Here is a 19,578-nt window from a genome sequence, read left to right as displayed (position 1 = left end):
CTGCCATCGGACAAGCCTCCGTAAATTCCCCTATTTATCAAAGGGGACCAATATTCGAGAAAATGGCTGTTATCAAAAGCCACTCAGCCGGAGGAACTATCAATGACCGAAACTAATCCCGTCGCGGGTGGTTCGCGCATTCAAGTCTGGGACGGGTTTTTGCGCCTTTTCCACTGGCTCCTCGTCGTTGCGATCGCGGTTGCATTTCTGTCAGCCGAAGAAAATAGCCCGCTCAACTCTTGGCATATCATGGCTGGCTGGTCCGCAGCGATTCTGATCGCCTTTCGCCTTCTCTGGGGCTTTGTCGGCGGCGAATATGCCCGCTTCTCAGGGATGTTCAGAGAAGGCGGACTCGGCCATCATATCGGGGAAATGGTGCGGCTCAAGCCCGCCCCAGCCGTTGGCCACAACCCGCTTGGCTGGATATCCGCCCTGCTGCTGATTGCCGTCACCGCAGCGGTCATCTGGACCGGCGCGATGATCGTGAGCAGTAGCGGGGAAGCCGCCGAAGAACTGCATGAAGTAATTGGCTGGAGCCTGCTCGCGCTAGTGGCGGTCCATATATTGGCAGTGGTCGTCATGTCGGTCCTGACCCGCGAAAATCTGATACGGGCGATGGTGACCGGCGCCAAGCCTGCAAAGCACCATCCGGAGGGCAGAGACGCGCGCGCGCCTTCGCTTTTCGCCTATCTTGCCGGCTTTGCTGTGGTCGTTGCCGCCCTGTTCGGCATTCTGAGAATCGATCCGCAAGCATTTGTGCCACGTTCAACGGAATCCGCAGAATATGGTGAACATGATCCAGGCAAACCGTACCAGAATGACGACGAGCATGAAGAAACACGGGAAGACGAATGACCACGACAATCCAGAAAACGAGATATTTATGAGCTATTATATGGCCGCAACCATGGAGGCCGATTTTGACGAAGCCGTTGCGCGGACGGAAGTGGCGCTCAAACACGAAGGTTTCGGGGTACTGACTCGCATTGATGTCCAGCAAACGCTCAAGGACAAAATCGACGTGGACTTTCGCCCCTATACCATCCTTGGTGCCTGCAATCCGGTGCTGGCTCACGAAGCACTGCAATTGGAAGACAAGGTCGGGACAATGCTACCATGCAATATAGTCGTCCAGCAAAAAGGCAGCGGACAGGTGGAAGTGGCCGCAATCAACCCGACGGCGTCAATGCAGGCGATTGACAATCCACAGCTGAAAAAGGCAGCCGAAGCCGTCCGGGAAAAACTGTCCCATGTGATCGGCTCCCTGACCGGCCGCTAGCAGCGTCTTGCACCGCATATTGGCTGGATTCACCGGGCTGGATTCCGCACCTTGACGACGACCCGTTCAGCCGCCCGCACGGGACGTTATCTTGCACCCATCCAATTCGCGTTGGCCTCGAACTTCACAGGCCGCGACGGGTAACGGGCGACAGGTAACGGGTGACAGTCAGACGGACGCCAGCGCCTGATCAAAATCGGCGATCAGATCATCCGGATCCTCGACACCGATGGAAATCCGTACCAGATTGTCGGTGATGCCAAGTGCGGCGCGACGCTCGTCGGGGACGGATATGTGGGTCATCGCGGCGGGCAGGCTGGCCAGCGTTTCGGTGCCGCCCAGGCTCACCGCCAGCTTGGCAATTTTCATCGCGTCGAGGAAGCGGAAGGCCTCCGCCTCGCCGCCCTTGATGAAGACCGAGAAGGTCGAGCCGGCACCGCTGCAATGGCGAGCGTAAATATCCTTCTGACGCGCGTCCTCGATAAAGCCGAGATAGCCGAGCCCCTCGACCTTGGGATGATCGCGCAGGAAAGCGCAGACCTTTTCGGCATTTTCACCGGCGCGGGTCATGCGCAATTCCAGCGTCTCGAGACTGCGCATCAGCATCCAGGCCGTGTTCGGATCGCAGATCGTGCCGATGGTGTTCCGGATCGCGCGGATCGGGTCCATATAGGCCTTGCTGCCGAGCACGCCGCCGGCGACCAGATCACTGTGCCCGCCGACATATTTGGTCAGGCTGTAGATGACGATGTCGGCGCCGTGTTTGAGCGGCTGCTGCCAGAGCGGCCCGAGGAAGGTGTTGTCGATGGCGATTGGTGGCGCGGCTTCGTCGCCAAACACCTGTTTGCGGGCATCGGCGACGCCTTCGATATCGACCAGAGCGTTGGTCGGATTGGCCGGGCTTTCGAGATAGATGATCGCCACCTTGCCACCATTTGCCGTGGCCTGTGCCTTCGCCTGTTCCAGCATCAACGCGATTTCTGCCGGTGCGGCGCCGGCCGGAAAATCCATGAAGGTCACGCCGAAACGGCCCAATATCTTGTTGATCAGCGTTTCGGTTGCGGCATAGAGCGGCCCGCTGTGAACGACGACATCCCCCTGATTGACATTGGCGAGCAAGACGGTGGTAATGGCCGACATCCCGCTGGAGAATACCAGCGCATCCTCTGCCTCGTCCCAGATGCTCAGCCGGTCTTCCAATATTTCCTGATTGGGACCGTTGAAGCGCGAATAGACCAGACCGTCAGAGCCGCCGGGGCGTTTGCCGGTAATGCCTTCAAAAAAGCGTTTGCCGGCGGCGGCATTTTCAAACGCAAAGGTCGAAGTCAGAAAAATCGGTGGTTTGAGGGAGCCTTCGGATAGTTCCGGATCATAGCCGTGGCCCATCATCAAGGTTGCCGGCTTCAGCTTGCGCCCGCCGATTTCGTCAATCGGCGCCTTGGGCATCCGCCGAGTAACCGGCACAGCCGCCGATGGATCATTCTGCTTCGCCATTATCTTCGTCCTTCACCCTTGATGAGTCTGGATAAACCATGCCTGAAAAGCTAACTGGTTACAACTGATACCATCCAGATGCAGCCGATTATGATCGGGATTCCGGCAAGATCGAGCAACAGCCCCGATTTCAGCATTTTCGGAAGATCGATATGACCCGTTGACCAGGCTATCGCATTGGGTCCGGTACCGGATGGCAGCATGAAGCCCCAACTCGCCGCCATCGCCGCTGGCACCGCAAGCAGCACCGGATCGACGCCGGTGGCGAGGATCAGGCTGGCAACCACCGGCATGATGCCGCTTGCCGTGGCAACATTGGAAGCAAATTCCGTCACCAGAACAACCAATGCTACCAGCGCGATAGCGATGACGATCACCGGCACCGACTTGAGCGGCTCCAGCGCACCGCCCAGCCAGTCCGCGAGCCCGGATTCGATAATTCCTGCAGCCAACGCCAGCCCCCCGCCAAACATCATGATCACGCCCCAGGGCGCACGATCGGCTTCCTCCCAGCTGAGCAGGCGTCGGCCGGTGCCATCGGGCAGCATGAATAACAACAGACCACCGACAATTGCGATGCTCCCGTCGTGCAGCGCACCGTCAGGGAACAGCGTCTTTATTTCCGGCAGGAACAACCACCCCAGCATCACGATCGCCACGACCGGGAGCAGACGTTTTTCCGGAACGCTCCACGGCCCCGGAGAACCGATCGCCATCTTCGCTTTGACCCCGTCAAAACTGTTCCGCCCAACCTTCTGAACGACGATCAGAATGATAGCGAGAACGGGAATTCCGACGATCACGATCGGCAACCCGAATTTCAGCCAGCCCAGAAAATCGAGCTGCATGCCCAGCGTCTTGTTGACCAGACCCGCCGCAATAGCATTGGTCGGACTACCGACCAAAGTGCCGAGACCGCCAATTGACGCTGCGAAAGCGACACCCATGATCAGGGCGCCGGCAAAGCCTTCGGTTTCCTTGTCCCTGATACCGCCGGCGACCAGCACAGCCAACGCAATCGGGATCATGATCAGCGTCGACGAGGTGTTGGAAATCAGCATGCTGAGCAAGGCGGTTGCGATCATGAAGGCGAACAAGATGCCCCAGGCGCTTTTTCCCGACAGGCCGATGATCGCCAGCGCCAGCCGCCGGTGCAAGCCGACCCGCTCGATCGCCAGCGCCAGAAAAGCGCCCCCGAGAATGAGAAACAGGATTGGCGAATAATATTGGCTCGCCGTTTCTCCCGCAGTCATTACGTCCATCGTCGGCAGCGCCAGAAACGGCAGCAACGCGGTAGCCGTAAGCGGCACAGCCTGGGTCATCCACCAGATTGCCATCAAGATGGTTAGCGCCGCGACATGCCAGGCCTGCGGTACCATCGCCTGCGGCGCTGGCACGAGCAGCATGATGATGAAGATACTCAAACCGGCGAACAGGCCAAGACGATCAGCTTTCATCGCGCGCGCCTTTCAAGCCGATCAGCGAAATCTGCCGTCCATAGCCCGCTTCGCCGCGATGGCAGGAGCGGCGGTAGCTGAAATAGCAGTCCTCATTGGCGTAGGTATCCAGCCCGAGCTTTTCGATCTGGCTCACCCCCGCCGCTTGCAGCCGGGCCGCGACATAATCCTCGATATCAAATTGGAAATGCTCCGGCTTGCCCGCCGCAAAAAAGCGTTGATTGTCCGTATCGGCGTCCACAAAGCGCTCGCGAAAAGCCGCATCAACCTCATAGCTGGCCTGAGCGATGCAGGGGCCGATGGCGCAGTTAATCCGGCCGCGATCGGCCCCGATTGTTTCCATTGCCGCGAGAACATTGTCAGTCACGCCAGCAAGCGCACCCTTCCAGCCAGCATGGGCCGCGCCAATCACCCCCGCTTGCGGATCGTGAAACAGCACCGGCACGCAATCTGCGGTGAGGATACCAAGCAGCAGGTTCGGCTGGTCGGTCACCATCGCGTCGGCTTGCGGGCGCTGGTCGAGCGCTATCGGTCCGGTCACGGTTACAACATCGGCGCTGTGCACCTGATGCACCGTCACCAATTCTGCGCCCGGCATCAGGCCGTCGACCGCCCGGCGGCGGTTTTCCATGATGATCTCGCGATCATCATCGCTGCCCAGACCAATGTTCAGCCCGGCGTAAATACCTTCCGAAGCGCCCCCTGCCCGGCCGAGAAAGCCATGTATTGTGCCATCAAGCAAAGGGGACGTGGTGATATCAAGCAAGGCTTTTGTGGACCTGTTCGGCAACATCTTTCGACAAGTCGGACTGTCCGGCAATTTTTTCCAGCGCCAGACGCATCAGTTCCGAGCGCCCCCGTTCGTAGCGCCGCCAGCGCCCCAGCGGCGGGATGAAACGCGCCGCAGTTTGCGGATTCTGCTTGTCCAGCGCGATCACCATGTCGGCGATCAAGCTGTAACCTTTGCCCGACGGATCATGGAAGCGGACCTGATTGCCGGTGAATGCGCCGTAGAGCGCACGTACACGATTGGGGTTGGACAGAGTGAAATCGGGATGGCGCGACAGGCTGTCGACCCGTTTCAACGTGTCGCCACGCTGCGACATTGATTGCAGGCTGAACCATTTATCGAGAACCAGCGGGTTCCCCTTGAATCTCTTGTAGAAATTATCGAATGCTGCGCTGCGCTCTTCGCAATCCAGATGGGACAATACAGCGAGTGCGCCCTGCATGGCGGTCATATTGTCCGCATCGCGATACTGGTCAAAGGCGATTTCCGCCGCATCTTCGGTGAACGAAGCGGCGAGATAGCCCAATGTAACGTTCCGCAATTTGCGCTTCGCCCGCGCTTCGGTATCAAGCGAAAATTCACCCGGCCAGCAGGATTTGTACAGCTTGCGGAACTGCCGTTCGAACTGCACCGCGATTTTCCCGCGCAATTTTTCGCGTTCCTCGTGGATCGCCTGCGGATCGACCTCGACCATCTGGTCCCCGAGAAAGCCTTCGCTCGGGAGCAGGATCAGTTCGGCGAGAAAAGCAGGATCAATCGACGTGTCGGCGAGAATTTTCGCCACCGCCTGCAAGATGATATCGCGGTCGACCGGGGTGCCGGAAACCTTGGCCGTCAAATAGCCGGTCATCAGGCGCTGCATCGCCTCGAACCGGGAGAATGGATCGTCGTCATGGGCCGAAAGAAACGCGAGCTCTTCGGCTGTCTGATTGCTCTCGAGAATGATCGGCGCTGAAAAACCGCGGTTGATCGACAGAATCGGATGGTCCTTGTGCCCGTCGAGAACGAAGCTTTGTTCTGCCTTGTCGAGCAGCAGCAACTGCTCGCCCTGATGGGCACCCGTTTCCGGATCGAGCAGCGCCGTTCTAAGCGGAATGACGAGATCCGAGGCCTTCGGCATTTCACCATTTTGAGCAATTTTTTGGGTCAGGTGGAGCGTCGCAGTCCCGGTTTGCGGATTGTGAGCCAGTTTCGCGGTCACCCTGGGCGTGCCCGGCGTTTCATACCATTTACGGAACTGTTTGAGATCAATGTCACCACCATCTTCCATCGCGGTGACAAAATCCTCGCAGGTCGCGGCCTCGCCATCGTGCCGGTCGAAATACAGATCGGTGCCCTTTCGGAAGCGGTCCGGCCCCATCAGCGTGGTCATCATCCGGATGACTTCGGCGCCCTTGTTATAGACGGTGGCGGTATAGAAATTGGAGATTTCCTGATAGCTTTCCGGACGGATCGGGTGGGCCAGCGGACCGGCATCTTCGGGAAATTGTACCGCCCGCAATATCCGAACATCCTCAATCCGCTTCAGCGCCGCCGAGCCCATGTCGGCGGAGAAGCTCTGATCGCGATAGACGGTAAAACCCTCTTTCAGACTAAGCTGAAACCAGTCGCGGCAAGTGACCCTGTTGCCAGACCAATTGTGAAAATATTCGTGCGCGACCACGCCTTCGATTCCGTCAAAATCGGCGTCGGTGGCGACCTCGGGATCAGCGAGAATATAGCGCGAGTTGAAGATGTTCAGCCCCTTATTCTCCATCGCGCCCATGTTGAAATCGTTAACAGCAACGATGTTGAACAGGCCAAGATCATATTCACGGCCATAGGTTTCTTCATCCCATAGCATCGAATCTTTCAACGCCTGCATGGCATGACCGGTGCGATCAAGATCACCGTCGCGGACCCATATATTGAGCTCGACCGGCTTACCCGACCGGGTGGTGAAACTGTCATTATTCGCCACCAGATCACCGGCTACCAACGCGAACAAATAGCTCGGTTTCGGCCAGGGATCATTCCACTGCACCCAGTGACGGCCATTCTCGCCATCGCCCTGATCGACCTTGTCGCCATTGCAAAGGAGCACCGGGAATTTCGCCTTGTCCGCCTCCATCCGCACCTGATAGCGGCTGAGCACATCCGGCCGGTCGGGAGCAAAGGTGATCCGGCGAAAACCTTCCGCCTCGCATTGCGTGCACAGCATGTTGTTGGAAGCATAAAGGCCCATCAACTGCGTGTTGGTCGACGGATCAAGTTCGACCTCGATCTCCACCATATGCGCCGCGCCGGTCAACGGCACGACCAGATCACCCTCGACCAATTTCCAGCCGGTGAAGGCCGCGCCGTCTACCTTGACCGCAGTCGGGGTGATATCATCGCCCTGAAGCACCAGCGGTTCGTCCGGGCCGGCGCTTTGCGACCGCCGGACATCCAGTTTCGAGCGCACCAACACCCGTTCCAGATCAAGATCGAAATCGAGAACCACTTCCGGAACGAACCAGGCGGGCGGGCGATAATCTTCACGGCGGATCGTTGCCGGGTCTCTGGGGGCCGGCGCGGCATCGGCCATTTCGTCATTGGTGGTTTTCTGAACATCAAGCATGGCCCTTGCCATAAGAGCCATTTGCACCCCGCGCAATTGCGTTTATGGCTTGGACTGAAGCGCAATAGGGAGAGTGGCATGGTTAGAATATTGATGATCCTGATCACCGGGATGCTGTTCACCGGCTTGTCAGTGGAAACCGTTTTCGCCCAAGCCTCTGCTCCGGCCTTTGGTGTCGAACAAGCGAGCCGCGCCTATATCGACACGTTGCAGGGCGCCGAACTGGAGAAATCCAACCAATATTTCGAAGGCGGCTATTGGCTGATCCTGTGGGGCGCGCTGATCGGCATATTGATAGATTTCCTGATCCTCCAGTCGCGCCTGTCCGCCCGCTTTCGCGACTGGGCAGAACGGGTAACCCGCCGCAAATGGCTGCAGCCCGCTCTTTATACGCTTCCCTATGTCATTGCCGGCTTCCTGCTCACCCTGCCATGGTCGATTTACACCGGCTTTTTCCGGGAACAACAATATGGATTGATGAATCAGGGCTTTGGCGCATGGTTTGGCGAGCAGATGATCGGCCTGGCCATTTCACTGATCATATTTCCACTGCTCATCATGGCAATTTTTGCGGTCATCCGGCGTGCACCCAAAATCTGGTGGCTATGGGGAACGGGCGTGATTGCAATCTTCCTGTTCATTGGTCTGCTACTCGGCCCGATATTCATTTCCCCACTGTTCAACGACTATCAGGAAATGGCCGAAGGGCCGATGCGCGACCGGATTGTCGCGATGGCGGCGGAATATGATATTCCCGCTGACAATATCTATGTTTTCGACCAGTCCACCCAGCATAAACGAATATCGGCCAATGTTTCCGGCATTGGACCGACGATCCGGATTTCTCTGAACGACAATCTGCTCGAGCGCACAGCGCCCGAGGAAGTCGCCGCAGTCATGGGCCACGAACTGGGTCACTATGTGCTCGGTCATACCTGGCGCACTGTATTGATACTGGCGTTGATCATGGCCGTCGGACTGTTCATCACCGCTCGCCTCGCCCCGCAGCTTATTGAACGCCATGGCACGAGATGGGGCGTGCGGAGCGTTTCGGATCCGGCTGCCATTCCTGTGCTCAGTCTCATTTTGACGGCCTATTTCTTCGCCGCGACACCGGCGATCAATAGCCTGATCCGGATCAACGAGAGTGAAGCCGACCGGTTCGGCCTCGAGACAGCGAGAGAACCGGATGGCTTTGCCAAAGTGTCGATGCGCCTGTCAGAATATCGCAAGATCGAACCGGGCCCGGTGGAAGAAATGCTGTTCTTCGACCATCCTTCGGGTGCGACCCGGGTGCGCATGGCGATGCAATGGAAGGCCGACCATGTGGAAAATCCCGGGATGGTCAAGCCGGGCAAGCTGGAGCAGGAATAGCCAGCGATGCCGCGCATATTGATCTTTGGAATGGGCTATACGGCCTCGCGGCTGGCGGACCGGCTGCGGGCGGAAGGCTATGAGGTGATTGGCACCCGGCGGGAAGCGCGGGATGGCGCGCTGGCTTTCGATGATGCGCCATCCGTTCTGGCGGCGCTGGAATCGGCGACCCATGTCTTGTCCTCTGTTCCACCAGCGAACGACGACAGCGAACCGGTGCTCGAACATTATGGGAAAGCGATCGGGTCTGCTTCATTGCGATGGAGCGGCTATCTCTCCTCCACCGGCGTCTATGGCGATGTCGACGGTGCCTGGGTCGACGAGAGCGCGCCAATTGGTTCGGGTCGCCGCAAGGCCCGCAGTGACGCCGATCAAAGATGGCAGGTCCTGCGCGATGATATGCACATCTTCCGCTTGCCCGGCATCTACGGTCCGGGTCGCAGCCCGCTTGACCGGCTCCGTGAAGGCAAAGCCAAACGCGTCGATATGCCCGGACAAATATTCAGCCGCATCCATGTCGACGACATTGTTGCAGCCTTAATCGCTTCGTTCGACAGCCCCTCCGGGGTGTATAATATTGCCGATGACCGGCCCGCACCGCAACAGGAGGTCATCGCTCATGCCGCGCGATTATTGGGCGTGGATGTCCCGCCGTTACTGTCACTGGAGGACGCCAATCTGTCGCAGGCCGCGCTGGGTTTCTATGAAGAAAACCGCCGCATAGCCAATGGCAGAGCGAAACGGTTGCTGAATTGGGAACCCCAATATCCGGATTACAAGACCGGTCTGCAATCCTTGCTGGATTGATATTCAGGCAGGAATGCGGGGTAGCTTCGGCTTGCGTGCCCGCAGCGCCACCAACAGTCCTGTCATTGCCAAAACCGCCCCTCCGGCGGACAGCCAGGTCCAGACATAGCCTTCAAATATCGTCGACAGGATCATCGCCACCACCGGCACCAGCACGCTGGAATAAGCGGCCCTGCCCGGCCCAACTTCGCGGATCATCGAGAAATAGAGCGGGAAGGTGACAACCGACCCGATAACGCCGAGATAGACGATCCCGGCCCAGTAGGCCGTGCGCAATTCGTAAGCAGGCGGCCCGACGGTGCCCCACGAGACCGCGACGTTGATCAGCGCCCCGAAGAACATCGCCCAGGCGAGAAGGGTGATGATTGGATAGGATTTCAGCCGTTCGCCTGCCTGCATCACATTGGCGATCGACGCGGACATAATCCCGCCAAAGGCCAGCATCGCGCCCAGCAATACCTGTTCAAGGCTAGCCGGAGACGCACGATATTCGTGCCAGAACAGCAGGGCAATGCCGACCGCGGCAATCGCCGATCCGCCGAGAAAGGGAGCGCTGATCCTGTGTCCCAGAAAAATCCGACCAAGCAGCGCATTGGGAACCATCAGCAGCGCGAATAATACCGCGACCAGCCCGGAAGTGATGAACAGCTCCGCATTATAGACAAAATTGAAATTGAAGGAGAATTGGAAAAGCCCGAGGATGAGCGCAAAAATATAGCCGGTCCGGTCGAGCCGGAACGGCAAGCGCTTGAACGCCGCCAGCCCGAACATCGCAGCGGCGGCGATCAGGAAGCGGTAGCTGACCGACCAGCTGGGCGGCACTTCGGAAATCTGGTCCTTGATCACCAGCCATGTCGAGCCCCAGATCAAAGAGACCAGGAGAAACGGGATCAGGATGCGCGGGGTCAGGAGGCTGACTTCAGCACTCTCGTCGGCGCTCATAAGGCGTCAATCGCCTCGGCAAGGGGACGGATATCATCAGCGCTCTGGTTCCAGCTGGTGACCAGCCGCGCCTGACCTTTGCCCCAGTCGTAAAAATCAAACCCCAGGCCGCGCAAATGCGCCGCTTCGTCGGCTGCCAATTTGATAAAAACCTCGTTCGCCTCGACGGGATAGAGGAGCCGTTCCTTGGCAGCATCGGCAATGATCTGGGCACCGGCATTGGCCGCCCGTGCATTGTCGAGCCACAGGTCATCCTGTAGCATCGCCAATATCTGCGCCGCCAGAAAGCGGCCCTTGGATTGCAAATGTCCGGCGCGCTTGCGGCGATAACGGGTATCGGCGGCCAAAGCCTTGTCGAAAAATATCAACGCCTCTGCACTCATTCCGCCATTTTTGACAAAGCCAAAGCTCAGCGCATCGACGCCCGCCTTCCAGGTCAGATCGGCGGGTGAACAGCCGAGGGATGCAACCGCATTGGCAAAACGTGCGCCGTCCATATGCAGGCCAAGCCCCCGTGCGCGGCAAATTTCCGCCAGCCCGGCGACTTCATCGGGACGATAGACCAGACCATATTCGCTGGCATTGGTAATCGAAACGGCAGCGGGCTGAACCTGATGGACATCATCGCGGATCGCTGCGCAATGGGCGTCCACGCTTTCAGGAGACAGTTTTGCGCCCTCCCCGCCGAGCAGCATCAGCTTCGCTCCGCCAGTGAAAAAGCCCGGGGCGCCGGCCTCGTCCTGCTCGATATGCGCTTCCTTGTGACAGATCACGCCCTGATGCGGCTGGCACATCGCGGCGAGAGCAAGCGAATTGGCGGCCGTTCCGGTCGCCACCCACAAGGCCTCGACCTCGGTTTCGAACAGATCGGAAAAGGCCGTGTTCAGCGACGCGCTCAGATGGTCGCCATCATAGGCAGTGTCCTGGCCATTCGCTGCGGTCAGCGATTCCAGCAGATTGGGGTGCACCGACGCAGCATTGTCAGAGAAAAATCGCATGCGCTGCGCATGGATCAGAGCTTCTGGCGCGTCAAGATGTGATGGTGGACAAGATAGGATTATGCTGCAAAATTCGGAAAACATCGGTTTTTGGGGCTTGGCACTGGATCATTTTGCAACAAAGAGCCGCCGGAAGAAGACTGAAGCCAAAAATTGCAGAGCAATAAAATGGACTTATTTTATCCTAGCCAGACCAGCTTTATCTTAGCCAGGCTGGGCACTCCCAGGAACGGGCAAACTATCGGGCGAAAGCTTGCGCGCGCCCCGCTCCACCTGCATTCGGTGAGATCCGCGAACCTCTACCGTGCGGGCAATACGTGAGGGAATGAACAGCCATTCATTGGAAATACGGTCAGCCTGCACATCCAGCACCATATAACCCCTCTGGCTGGTATCGCACCAGGCCAAATCAGGACTGGCGCCGACAAGCGCCTGCGCGATGGCAAGCGGATCGCCAAAGAAACGCTTGTCCATGCCAAGCGAAGACACTCCTTGCACAGCAAATTCCACGCCCACCCGCTCACCGTCATGTTCGAGGTTGAACGCCCACGCATTGTGACTGTCGCCGCTAAGCACAACAAGATCAGCATTCGCTTTGCGCGAGGCTTCCAACAATCGCCGCCTTGCCGCAGGATAGCCTTCCCATCGGTCCATATGTTGAGGAACATCGATCGCCGAAAGGCGCGCAGCCATCCGCAGTTTCTCGATTTGCTTGATGTTGGCCTGAGCGCCAGGAGCAAATAAAGCCGAAAAATCTTCGGGCGTCCGGGTCCGCCCCATGATGACCTGTTGCGCCAAAATTTGCCATTTACGGCCCGATGCTGTGGATGCGGCGAGCCCTTCTGCCAGCCACCGCTCTTGTTCAGCTCCCATCATTGTGCGTGCCGGATCATTGAGAGGCCCATCTCTGAAGGCTAGGGCCGCAGCGGTGACGTCCTGTTCGCGACCTTTGATACTCTCACGCAAATCAAGCTGTTGCGAACGCGCGATCAGACGGGTTTCCAATCGAAACAGCGTGGCAAGATCGCCAATCTGATATTGCGTATATGGCGCACTGCGCATGGGCAGCCATTCGTGAAAAGCCTGCATTCCAGCGGCCATTCTGGTCTTCCATCGGCCTTCCTTGTCCGGATCATGATTAGCCGCTCCGTTCTTCCAACTATTGTTAACGGTTTCATGATCGTCCCACATGACGATAATCGGGAAGCGGCGGTGCAATTCCTGCAAAGCCGGGTCGGCCCGATAGCTGGCATGGCGTCTCCGGTAGTCGGAAAGGCTTACCACCTCATGGACCGGCTCAATCCCCCGCAACTCGGCCATCCCATCCACAGCATCAGAGCGATCCAGCTTGGATTCGTAAATATAATCACCAAGGTGCACCAGCAGGTCGAGATCATCGCGGGCTGCAGCATGGGCATAAGCATTGAACCAGCCCGATGTGGCGTTGGCACAGGAGAAGACGCCAATCCGGAACCGGTCCAGCGCGCCTTCGGGCAGAGTGCGCGTACGGCCGATTGGCGAGACGTCACCAGTATCGGCTCGGAACCGGTAATAATACCATTTTCCCGGCTTCAGATTTTCCGGTCTGCTATGGACACAGAAATCTTTCTCGGGGCCTGCCAAGACTGCCGCGCGTGAGACAATCTGCTCGAATCGCTCATCCTCGGCGATTTCGACCTGCAACCAGGCGGACTCGGCATCGGGCGAAACATATCTGGTCCACAATGTAACACTATGCTGTCCGGGGTCACCGCTCGCGACTGAATGAGTGAAAGCGGAACGCGCGCCGGCCTCGAGCGAACTCGCCATGAACAGGGTCGAACCAACCGCCGATGCTCGCAAGAGCGAGCGGCGCGAAAGGGAAGGAAAAGCCGAATATGACAGAGGAAAAATAGATGTGCTCATGTCCGGCGGCTATCAACGAGGCATGACATATTGATTACATCGACCCCGCGGTTTTCCGAAGGTCGCACGACTTTCACAATTGTTACGCTATCCGGTAAATAAGCCGTCACGATCGGTAGCTAACCGACGTCCCGAGAATGTTTCACACAAAACTTGGGGATTATAATGGGTTATCAAATTTCTATCCGAAGAGGCCATCATATGCGCTTGATCCGCGCTGCATTTCTGGCTTCTGTCGTCATCCCCGGTACAGCGATGGCCGGCGACCTCACCGGCACCATCAGCAGCGCATCACTGGACCGCCCGGCTCGCGGAGCTACTGTCGTGGTCGAAGAGACCGGTCAATCCGTCAGCACGGATCAAAACGGTCGCTATGCCATGTTAGGACTTGATGCAGGCACCTATACCCTGCGTATCCTCCAGCCTGGCTATGAGGAACAACGCATAACGGTGACGGTCCCTGAACAAGGCTCCGTGACTGCCAACGCGAGCATCCAACTCGCGAACGAAGCCGCCGGCGATGCCATCATCGTGACTGGTGCGCGCACGTCGCGCCTGTTGGCGATAGAGCGCAAGCGGGCATTGCCTGTCATCGCGGATATTGTATCTTCCGATGGTATCGGCAAGCTGCCTGACTATAACACCGCCGAAGCCCTGCAAAGGCTGCCCGGCATCTCGGTCGAAATTGATCAGGGCGAGCCGCGTTATGTGGTCATCCGGGGCGTCGATCCAAATCTGAATCAAGTGACCATCGATGGCAATATTGTTGGCATTCCGGAGGCCGAAGGACGGCGCGTTGCCCTCGACACGATCCCCTCCGATTTGGTGGCGGCGATTGAAGTGGTGAAGACTGTCACCCCTGATTATGACGCCAATGCCATCGGAGGATCGATCAATATCGTCACCCCGACAGCGTTCGACCAGAACAAGCCATTCACGTATCTTTCCGGTCGCGGCATTTATAATAGCGCTTCTGACAAATTCGGATTTGCGGCCAGTGCAATGCACGGCCAAGTCGTCGGCCCCAATAACGATTTCGGAATTGTCGCCGGAGTCAGCTATTCCAAGCGGTTCATTGATAGCCAACTAGTCGATCCACTGGGCTGGGAAGAAGTTGCGGAGGGTTTTTTTGCTCCTACGACAATGCGCTATTTCGATTACTCGATCGTGCGGGAACGTATCGGCGTCATCCTGAACCTCGATTGGCGACCAAGCGATGCGGCCCACCTGTATGTTCGTAATATCTACAATGAGTTTACCGATGTAGAAGGGCGCGATCAGTTCGACTATGACATGGCGCGCGGTGACGTAGCATTCCCGGCACCGAACCAGGTTACCTATTCATCTGGCCGGGCATCGCGCGAGTTTCGTCAGAATGAACAAACTCAAAAGCTTTACAATATCTCGCCAGGTGCCGAATTCAGCTTCGGCAATATAGATCTTGCGCTAAATTATACCTATGCCCACGCTCAGGAGCACACGCCGGTACGCGACGATATCGAATATCGCTCGGGCAGCGTGGCAGTTTCGACAATTCTCGTTGAAGGAGAGTTACCCACGTTCGTTGATATCGATGAACGTCTGTTCGATCCGGCATCCTTCCCGCTGCGCCGCATTCGCCTTCGCCGCGAGACAATTGACGAGGATCTCCACGCAATCAAAGCCGACTTGACTGTGAACTTTGCGGATGTGAGCGACAGCTTTGTAAAATTTGGTGTGAAATATATCGACCGGACCAAGGACCGCGACAATTATCAGGAACTATGGACGCCGACTGTCGGCGTAACCTTTGCCGACACCGGGATGGCCCTGCCCGAAATTGCCAATTTCTATGATGGTGATTACCGCTTTGGGCCAGCCATGGATTACACCGGCACCTTGGACTATTTTTTCCAACAAAATCCGGGCTCACTAGTCCTGAACGAGGAAGCGACAGGCTTTAACGATAAAGCTTCAGATTATAGCATCAACGAGAAAATCTATGCTGGTTATCTGATGGCAAGTCTGGAACTGGGCGATCTCACCGCAATTGGCGGCGCGCGGATTGAGCGGACCGAGGGCACCTATGATGCATTTGCTATCCGCGACACCGATGGGGATGGCTCAATCACCGTTTCCGATATCACTCCCTTAAGCTTTGATCAAAACTATACCCATGTGCTGCCTAGCCTGTCGCTAAACTATCGCCCGATGCCGAATGTGGCGATTCGGGCAGCATGGACCAATACTATCGGTCGTCCCAATTATAGCGATGTCGTGCCAACATTCGAAGAAGAGGATGGCGAAGGCGAGGCAGGCAATCCCGGGCTGGAACCCTATACGTCGATGGGACTGGATTTTTCGGCAGAATATTATCCGGACGCCGAAAGCATTTTCTCGCTCGCCTTATTCTACAAACATATCAAAAATCCAGTTTACACGCAGCGTCTGGTTGACACCAGCTTTGCGGGCATTGACCTGCTTGGTCTGTCACAGCCGCAAAACGCAACTGATGGCGAACTATTGGGGATCGAGGCCAATGCTGTGCGGCGGCTGACGTTCCTGCCGGCACCGTTTGATGGGCTCGGCATCTCCGCCAATGTTACCTTTGTCGACAGCAATGTGAACGTTCCGGGTCGGACGGACGATTTGCCTTTTTTCCGCCAGTCCAAATGGATCGGCGGCGGAGCCCTGTTCTATGAAAAGGGACCGATTGAGGCGCGAGTGGCGCTGAACTACCGCGATTCCTACCTCACTTCGGTCGGCGGTTCGAGCGCCACTGATCGCTATGCTGCGGGGCGGACCGTATTGGATGCACGCCTGTCTTATCGTGTCATGAAGGGTGTGGAATTTTTTGGCTCCGTGTCCAATATCACCGAGGAGCCGCTGATCGGCTATCAGGCAGTGCGCAATCAGATCACGGCGCGCGAAGCTTATGGTGTTAACGTTGATTTCGGGTTCAGCGCCAGTTTCTGACCCGGCATGATTGCATATCCGGCTTATGGCGGGCGGTTAGCAAGCCGCTCGCCATTTGCCGGCTTTCCGATTCAATTTTTTAATATGAAGGATCATATTGTGATCAAAGCCACGCTATCATGGGCCATATTCACATTGCTGGCCGGATGTGCGCAAGCAGCGGCCCAAGTAACTGGCGGGCCAGCCTTGCGTCAGCATGGCAGCGATAGCGTTCAGGCTCCGATCATGCTCAACGCAAAAACCCTGACTGAATATAGCGCCGCTGAAGCCGATCAAGGTGCAGCAGCGGATGGGCAATATTTCTATGCCATTGATAACAGCACTATCGGCAAATATCGGCTGTCCGATGGATCGCCTGTTGCGCAGTGGAGCGATCTACCTTCACCCAGCATAGAGCATCTCAACAGCTGCTATATTGATGCAGAGTTGCTCTGGTGTGCAAATTCCAATTATCCAGCTGCGCCCATGGGCTCGTCTATCGAAATTTTCGATACGAAAACCATGAAGCACCGCGCCACGCACAGCCTGGGTATGATGGAGGAAGGCTCGCTCACCTGGTTTGCGGCCACGGATGAAGGCTATTTGGCAGCCTTTGCCCATTATGACCGGCGCGGGGTTCCTTATAAGGACCATCGCTTTTCCAGCATCGTAACCTTTGACAAACAATGGCGGCGCACAGGCGGCTGGATGTTCCCGCAAGCCATAGCTGATCTCATGGCTCCCTATGCGGCATCTGGCGGTGCAATCGGCCCTGACGGCAGGCTATATGTGTCAGGCCACGACCGGCCCGAAATATATGTTCTGGAAGCACCCCGCAGTGGGCCATATCTGATCCATGTCGCCACGATCACACTTGAGATCGAGGGGCAGGCCTTTGCCTTTGCCCCGGGCGATAGTCAGGTAATTTATGCCGTCGATCGCAAGCTTGGTCTCGTAAAAGCAATAGAATTGCCTAAAATTCCATAAGGCTCCGGATTAATATGCGCGGAGCCATGGTCCGGGCATCCTGTGTCCGTAGCTTGGCAAGCGGCGTCAATCATTCGGGCCAGTCGTTGATTGTTCCTTCTCTCTTCAGCCAATAATCCGGCCAGTTTTTCGCTCTGTACAAAATTGGGCCGGTGAGAGCTTGTGCCGTCTGAAAACAAGCCTGCTTCGAAGGCCTGCCTCTCTGCTTTTGAAACAAATTAGCCCGGGCATAGACGGAAGCCAGAATCAAAAGGGCAAGATTGCAACCGGTTGTAAGGAGTAATGGTGGACAGGATAGGATTCGAACCTATGTACGCTTACGCGGGCAGATTTACAGTCTGCTGCCTTTAACCACTCGGCCACCTGTCCCCATGGGCATGATGCTGCCCGGGCTTGCCATTTTCCGGCAAGAGCGGCTCAATGACGAAGGGAATACAAACTGTCAATGCCTGCCCATGCAAATTCGCAGAAAAAAAGGGCTGCTCGCAAGATGCTTAGCGGCTAGGGTGTAAAAATGGCACGCAAGAACAGATCAATCAAGAAAACTGGTGGTGGACTCAAATTCTGGGGGCGGCACGCGATAGAAGCCGCGCTCAACAATCCGCGCCGGGTAATTAAGAAAATTTCGGGCACGCGCGAAGCATTGGCTTCGCTTGATATTCCGAAGGAAATACCGGTTGTGATCAGCGATGTTGCCGATCTTGGCCGGGTCATTCCGCGCGACGCTCCGCATCAGGGAATGGTCGCCGATGTGGATCCCCTGCCCGATCTCTGGCTTGGCGATATCCTCGACGAACAGAGCAACCGGCCACTGCTGCTGCTCGATCAGGTTACCGATCCGCATAATGTTGGCGCGATATTGCGCTCCGCCGCAGCCTTTGATGCCGCAGCGATCATCACCCAGGATCGCCATGCCCCGCCCGAATCGGGGGTGCTGGCAAAATCTGCCTCCGGTGCCCTCGAAATCGTCCCCTGGGTGCGGGTAGTCAATTTGTCGCGCGCGCTGGAGGAAATTGCCGAAGCCGGCTATTGGCGGATCGGACTGGACGGCGATGCCAGCGATGATCTGGAAAGCGCCATGGGAAGCAGCAAGCTTGCGCTGGTCATGGGCGCCGAAGGCGAGGGACTGCGGCAAAATGTAGCGGCCCATTGCGATGCGCTGGCGCGATTGCCGATGAGCAGCAAGATGGAAAGTCTGAATGTTTCCAATGCTGCGGCCATCTCATTATATGCGGAATATACCAGAAAACGGGGAGAATAGCGGTGGGAAAATATTATAAATGGGCCTTCGCCCTGATCGCGCCGCTGTTGCTGGCGGGCTGCCTGCTCGTTCCTGGCAAGTTTGAATCGCAATTGCTGCTGATGAACGACGGGACCTACAGCTTTACCTATAATGGCCAGATGCAGCTGGCTGACGAGGATGACAGCGCAATGTCTTCTCCCGATTCAATGACGGACGATGATTCTTCCAAAAGCCGGACGAAGGACGATGAACAGAAAAACGCCGCTATGCGCTCCGTTTTCGGCGGCATGGTGCCGGGCGATGATGAAGGCCTGACGAAATTCGCTGCGCAGCTCGCCAAATATGACGGCTGGAACAAGGTTGAATATATGGGCAATAATCTGTTCGAGGTCGAATATGCGGTCAGCGGGAATTTCGACCAGATGTTTGCCTTTCCCACACTGCCTGGCGCGACGATGCAATTTCCCTTTGTCCAGATCATCCGTCGCAACGGCGGAGAAATCGAAATATTGACGCCCGCGATGGCTGGACCGGGCGGATTGGCCGGCGCCATGGGCCCGATGCCGATCGGGGACAGCGGCGAGACAATGGAACCGATTGACGGGAATTTCACCATCGAAACCGATGGCGAGGTTCTGAGCAACAATAGCGTGGATGGCTATAGCATCAGTGGTGCAATGAAAAATCTATACTGGAAGGTTGACGAAGCCAGCAGTGCTGGCCGCAGCCCACGCGCGATCATCAAGCTGAACCGATAGGAATCCGGCAC

General features: G+C 57.0%; 15 protein-coding genes and 1 tRNA gene. 8 read left to right on the top strand and 8 right to left on the bottom strand.

Going from position 1 to position 19,578, the window contains the following annotated elements:
- Window positions 1–102: 102 nt before the first annotated feature.
- Together ACN0WX_RS11785 and ACN0WX_RS11780 are read left to right on the top strand one after the other, a co-directional pair.
- Window positions 103–855, top strand: coding sequence for a cytochrome b/b6 domain-containing protein (locus ACN0WX_RS11785; RefSeq protein WP_417622523.1), 753 nt, complete (start codon window positions 103–105; stop codon window positions 853–855).
- Between the two features lie 28 nt (window positions 856–883).
- A complete protein-coding gene (locus ACN0WX_RS11780) occupies window positions 884–1,279 on the top strand; it encodes a DUF302 domain-containing protein (RefSeq protein WP_417622522.1) in 396 nt (131 codons plus the stop codon).
- A gap of 168 nt (window positions 1,280–1,447) precedes the next feature.
- Here ACN0WX_RS11780 and ACN0WX_RS11775 read toward each other — a convergent pair whose 3' ends face one another.
- From ACN0WX_RS11775 to pepN, 4 genes are all read right to left on the bottom strand, one after another.
- Window positions 1,448–2,725 (bottom strand): cystathionine gamma-synthase family protein, encoded by a 1,278-nt coding sequence (locus ACN0WX_RS11775; protein WP_417622604.1) that lies wholly within the window; start codon window positions 2,723–2,725, stop codon window positions 1,448–1,450.
- Window positions 2,726–2,823: 98 nt separating this feature from the next.
- Entirely contained in the window at window positions 2,824–4,230 is a 1,407-nt protein-coding gene (locus ACN0WX_RS11770) for an SLC13 family permease (RefSeq protein ID WP_417622521.1), read from the bottom strand.
- Complete coding sequence (gene pgeF / locus ACN0WX_RS11765) at window positions 4,220–4,996, bottom strand: peptidoglycan editing factor PgeF (protein ID WP_417622520.1); 777 nt, start codon at window positions 4,994–4,996, stop codon at window positions 4,220–4,222. The genes ACN0WX_RS11770 and pgeF overlap by 11 nt, the downstream gene beginning before the upstream one ends.
- On the bottom strand, window positions 4,989–7,586 hold the full coding sequence (gene pepN, locus ACN0WX_RS11760) for an aminopeptidase N (protein ID WP_417622603.1): 2,598 nt from the start codon (window positions 7,584–7,586) through the stop codon (window positions 4,989–4,991). Before pepN ends, pgeF begins: the two co-directional genes overlap by 8 nt.
- A gap of 111 nt (window positions 7,587–7,697) precedes the next feature.
- Between pepN and ACN0WX_RS11755 the strand changes: the two genes are divergently transcribed.
- Together ACN0WX_RS11755 and ACN0WX_RS11750 are read left to right on the top strand one after the other, a co-directional pair.
- Window positions 7,698–8,993 (top strand): M48 family metallopeptidase, encoded by a 1,296-nt coding sequence (locus ACN0WX_RS11755; protein ID WP_417622519.1) that lies wholly within the window; start codon window positions 7,698–7,700, stop codon window positions 8,991–8,993.
- Between the two features lie 6 nt (window positions 8,994–8,999).
- Entirely contained in the window at window positions 9,000–9,800 is an 801-nt protein-coding gene (locus ACN0WX_RS11750) for an SDR family oxidoreductase (RefSeq protein ID WP_417622518.1), read from the top strand.
- 3 nt (window positions 9,801–9,803) lie between these two features.
- Here the strand turns inward: ACN0WX_RS11750 and ACN0WX_RS11745 are convergent, their stop codons facing one another.
- The 3 genes from ACN0WX_RS11745 to ACN0WX_RS11735 form a co-directional block, all read right to left on the bottom strand.
- Complete coding sequence (locus ACN0WX_RS11745; RefSeq protein ID WP_417622517.1) at window positions 9,804–10,742, bottom strand: DMT family transporter; 939 nt, start codon at window positions 10,740–10,742, stop codon at window positions 9,804–9,806.
- The gene (locus ACN0WX_RS11740) at window positions 10,739–11,740 is read right to left on the bottom strand and encodes a threonine aldolase family protein (RefSeq protein WP_417622516.1); all 1,002 of its coding nucleotides are present in this window, start codon (window positions 11,738–11,740) and stop codon (window positions 10,739–10,741) included. The genes ACN0WX_RS11745 and ACN0WX_RS11740 overlap by 4 nt, the downstream gene beginning before the upstream one ends.
- 204 nt (window positions 11,741–11,944) lie before the next feature.
- Window positions 11,945–13,645 carry an alkaline phosphatase D family protein gene (locus ACN0WX_RS11735; protein WP_417622515.1) on the bottom strand — a complete coding sequence of 567 codons (1,701 nt, stop codon included), beginning with the start codon at window positions 13,643–13,645 and terminating at the stop codon, window positions 11,945–11,947.
- A gap of 201 nt (window positions 13,646–13,846) precedes the next feature.
- Between ACN0WX_RS11735 and ACN0WX_RS11730 the strand changes: the two genes are divergently transcribed.
- Window positions 13,847–16,600, top strand: a complete 2,754-nt coding sequence (locus tag ACN0WX_RS11730) for a TonB-dependent receptor (protein WP_417622514.1) — start codon at window positions 13,847–13,849, stop codon at window positions 16,598–16,600.
- Between the two features lie 99 nt (window positions 16,601–16,699).
- Window positions 16,700–17,566: a hypothetical protein gene (locus ACN0WX_RS11725; protein WP_417622513.1), complete on the top strand. Its 867-nt coding sequence runs from the start codon at window positions 16,700–16,702 to the stop codon at window positions 17,564–17,566.
- A gap of 283 nt (window positions 17,567–17,849) precedes the next feature.
- On the opposite strand, the gene ACN0WX_RS11720 is transcribed toward ACN0WX_RS11725, so the two are convergent.
- Window positions 17,850–17,935, bottom strand: a tRNA-Tyr gene (locus tag ACN0WX_RS11720).
- A 145-nt stretch (window positions 17,936–18,080) separates the two neighbouring features.
- On the opposite strand from ACN0WX_RS11720, the gene rlmB reads away from it, so the two are divergent.
- A complete protein-coding gene (gene rlmB / locus ACN0WX_RS11715; RefSeq protein ID WP_417622512.1) occupies window positions 18,081–18,827 on the top strand; it encodes a 23S rRNA (guanosine(2251)-2'-O)-methyltransferase RlmB in 747 nt (248 codons plus the stop codon).
- Between the two features lie 2 nt (window positions 18,828–18,829).
- On the top strand, window positions 18,830–19,567 hold the full coding sequence (locus ACN0WX_RS11710; protein WP_417622511.1) for a hypothetical protein: 738 nt from the start codon (window positions 18,830–18,832) through the stop codon (window positions 19,565–19,567).
- Window positions 19,568–19,578 lie beyond the last annotated feature (11 nt).

The sequence above is a fragment of the Parasphingorhabdus sp. genome, assembly GCF_048269915.1.
Lineage (GTDB): Bacteria > Pseudomonadota > Alphaproteobacteria > Sphingomonadales > Sphingomonadaceae > Parasphingorhabdus.
Note: the sequence above shows the minus strand (reverse complement) of the source record. Positions and strands in the feature narration are given on the sequence as shown.

What these genes read in the sequence shown, in the direction of transcription:
- ACN0WX_RS11785 (WP_417622523.1), top strand. Translation starts at nt 103, where the DNA reads ATGACCGAAACTAATCCCGTCGCGGGTGGTTCGCGCATTCAAGTCTGG.
- ACN0WX_RS11780 (WP_417622522.1), top strand. Translation starts at nt 884, where the DNA reads ATGAGCTATTATATGGCCGCAACCATGGAGGCCGATTTTGACGAAGCC.
- ACN0WX_RS11775 (WP_417622604.1), bottom strand. Translation starts at nt 2,725, where the DNA reads ATGCCCAAGGCGCCGATTGACGAAATCGGCGGGCGCAAGCTGAAGCCG.
- ACN0WX_RS11770 (WP_417622521.1), bottom strand. Translation starts at nt 4,230, where the DNA reads ATGAAAGCTGATCGTCTTGGCCTGTTCGCCGGTTTGAGTATCTTCATC.
- pepN (WP_417622603.1), bottom strand. Translation starts at nt 7,586, where the DNA reads ATGGCCGATGCCGCGCCGGCCCCCAGAGACCCGGCAACGATCCGCCGT.
- ACN0WX_RS11755 (WP_417622519.1), top strand. Translation starts at nt 7,698, where the DNA reads ATGGTTAGAATATTGATGATCCTGATCACCGGGATGCTGTTCACCGGC.
- ACN0WX_RS11750 (WP_417622518.1), top strand. Translation starts at nt 9,000, where the DNA reads ATGCCGCGCATATTGATCTTTGGAATGGGCTATACGGCCTCGCGGCTG.
- ACN0WX_RS11745 (WP_417622517.1), bottom strand. Translation starts at nt 10,742, where the DNA reads ATGAGCGCCGACGAGAGTGCTGAAGTCAGCCTCCTGACCCCGCGCATC.
- ACN0WX_RS11740 (WP_417622516.1), bottom strand. Translation starts at nt 11,740, where the DNA reads ATGCGATTTTTCTCTGACAATGCTGCGTCGGTGCACCCCAATCTGCTG.
- ACN0WX_RS11735 (WP_417622515.1), bottom strand. Translation starts at nt 13,645, where the DNA reads ATGAGCACATCTATTTTTCCTCTGTCATATTCGGCTTTTCCTTCCCTT.
- ACN0WX_RS11730 (WP_417622514.1), top strand. Translation starts at nt 13,847, where the DNA reads ATGCGCTTGATCCGCGCTGCATTTCTGGCTTCTGTCGTCATCCCCGGT.
- rlmB (WP_417622512.1), top strand. Translation starts at nt 18,081, where the DNA reads ATGGCACGCAAGAACAGATCAATCAAGAAAACTGGTGGTGGACTCAAA.